This window comes from Acidovorax delafieldii 2AN (assembly GCF_000175235.1).
Lineage (GTDB): Bacteria > Pseudomonadota > Gammaproteobacteria > Burkholderiales > Burkholderiaceae_C > Acidovorax > Acidovorax delafieldii_B.
The window spans coordinates 1-1,818 of sequence record NZ_ACQT01000444.1; the positions used below are offsets into that span (position 1 = coordinate 1).

Annotated in this window: 2 protein-coding genes; both read left to right on the forward strand. The window is 62.8% G+C overall.

Going from position 1 to position 1,818, the window contains the following annotated elements; translation table 11 throughout:
- Positions 1 to 1,017: IS21 family transposase (gene istA / locus ACDELDRAFT_RS22050; protein ID WP_005800880.1), on the forward strand; the 1,017-nt coding region annotated here is incomplete at its 5' end.
- On the forward strand, positions 1,007 to 1,810 hold the full coding sequence (istB, locus tag ACDELDRAFT_RS22055) for an IS21-like element ISThsp10 family helper ATPase IstB (RefSeq protein WP_005800888.1): 804 nt from the start codon (positions 1,007 to 1,009) through the stop codon (positions 1,808 to 1,810). The genes istA and istB, both read left to right, overlap by 11 nt.
- The last annotated feature ends 8 nt before the right edge of the window (positions 1,811 to 1,818 follow it).

Consider the following 1,818-nt stretch of genomic DNA (forward strand, 5'->3'; position numbering starts at 1 on the left):
TATCCGCTGCAAACGCACGAGATGCTGTTCGATGCCCACAACCATGCATTCGCAGTCCTGGGCGGTGTGCCCCGCCGTGGCATCTACGACAACATGCGCACCGCCGTAGACCGGGTGCGCCGTGGCAAGGAGCGCGACGTCAATGCGCGCTTTGCGGCCATGGTCAGCCACTTCCTGTTCGAGGCCGAGTTCTGCAATCCTGCTTCGGGCTGGGAGAAGGGCCAGGTGGAGAAGAACGTGCGCGATGCCCGCCATCGCCTGTGGCAGGTAGTGCCGCCATTCCCAAGCCTGCCCGATCTCAATGCATGGCTTGAAGAGCGCTGCGTGGCGCTGTGGCACGAGATCGAGCACGGCAAGCTGCCGGGCACCGTCGCGGACATCTGGACCGAGGAGAAGAACGACTTGATGCCAATGCCCCGGCCCTTCGATGGCTTTGTGGAGCACACCAAACGCGTCTCACCCACCTGCCTCGTCCACTTCGAGCGCAACCGCTACAGCGTGCCGGCGCCTTATGCCAATCGGCCGGTGAGCCTGCGGGTCTACGCCGATCGCCTGGTGGTCGCCGCCGAAGGCCAGATCGTGTGCGAGCATCAGCGCCTGATCGAGCGTAACCACCATGGTGCGGGACAGACCGTGTACGACTGGCGCCACTACCTGGCAGTGCTGCAGCGCAAGCCCGGGGCCTTGCGCAATGGTGCTCCATTCCTGGAACTGCCAGCAGCCTTCAAGCGCCTGCAGGCCGCCCTCTTGAAGCAGCCAGGCGGCGACCGAGAGATGGTGGAGGTTCTGGCTCTGGTGCTGCACCACGATGAACAAGCTGTGCTCGCTGCAGTGGAGTTGGCACTGGAGTCAGGGGCTGCCAGCAAGACCCACATCCTGAACGTGCTGCACCGCCTGCTGGACGGTAAGCCCGCCCCAGCACCGGTCACCTCGCCCCAGGCCCTTAAGCTGTCTGTGGAACCCCAGGCCAACGTGCTGCGCTATGACCAATTGAGGGAGGTGCGCTATGCGTCATGACCCTGCCATCGCTTCCATCGTGATCATGCTGCGCGAGCTCAAGATGCACGGCATGGCCCAGGCGGTTGCGGAACTGGCTGAGCAAGGTGCGCCGGCCTTCGACGCAGCGCAGCCCATCCTGTCCCAACTGCTCAAGGCCGAGACCGCCGAGCGGGAGGTGCGCTCTGTGGCCTACCAACTCAAGGTGGCCAGGTTCCCTGCGTACCGGGACCTGGCTGGGTTTGACTTCAGCCACAGCGAGGTGAACGAGGCATTGGTACGCCAGTTGCACCGCTGCGAATTCTTGGAGAACGCCAACAACGTGGTGCTGGTGGGTGGACCGGGTACGGGCAAGACCCACATCGCCACAGCCCTCGGGGTGCAAGCCATTGAGCACCATCACCGCAGGGTGCGGTTCTTCTCCACGGTGGAGCTGGTCAATGCACTGGAAGAGGAGAAGGCCCAGGGCAAGCCGGGGCAGATCGCGCACCGCCTAGCCTATGCCGATCTGGTGATCCTGGATGAACTGGGCTACCTGCCATTCAGCACGTCAGGAGGAGCCTTGCTGTTCCACCTGCTGTCCAAGCTGTACGAGCGCACGAGCGTCGTGATCACCACCAACCTGAGCTTTAGCGAGTGGGCCAATGTGTTCGGAGATGCCAAGATGACCACGGCGCTGCTGGACCGGCTCACGCATCACTGCCATATTCTTGAGACCGGCAATGACAGCTACCGGTTCAAGAATAGCTCCGCACAGCAACCACCACAGACCACCAAGAAGGAGAAGGCGACCAAGAACTTATCCACAACGTGAGCGTGAAG

Bases quoted from the DNA above. Each gene is read 5' to 3' on its own strand.
- istB (WP_005800888.1), top strand. From the start codon at position 1,007: ATGCGTCATGACCCTGCCATCGCTTCCATCGTGATCATGCTGCGCGAG.